Source organism: Sulfitobacter sp. CW3 (assembly GCF_019392245.1).
Taxonomy (GTDB): Bacteria; Pseudomonadota; Alphaproteobacteria; order Rhodobacterales; family Rhodobacteraceae; genus Sulfitobacter.
Genome location: NZ_JAHXRL010000525.1, coordinates 1 through 240 on the forward strand (window position 1 = coordinate 1; position 240 = coordinate 240).

1 protein-coding gene is annotated in these 240 nt (G+C 70.0%); it reads left to right on the plus strand.

The genetic code is table 11. From position 1 onward, the window contains the following. Positions 1–25: 25 nt before the first annotated feature. A partial coding sequence (locus KZZ06_RS22090; protein WP_257884544.1) for a relaxase domain-containing protein occupies positions 26–240 on the plus strand: 215 nt, incomplete at its 3' end.

The window sequence follows — 240 nt, forward strand, 5'->3', positions numbered from 1 at the left end:
TCCGAATATTCACACGCACTGCGTGTTGATCAACGTCGCCGGTGCGCCCGAGAATGCCGGCGCCGGTCGGTACAAGTCGCGGACGCACCTGACCATCGAGCCTGAGCGGCTGTACGCCGCCCAGCTCGGAGTGGGAGCGGCATACAGGGCGGCCCTGGCCGAGGGGCTGCGCGAGCAGTTCGGTCTGCAGTATCGCGAGGCCGGACGCGGGCAGTGGGAGGTCGCCGGCGTGCCGGAGGC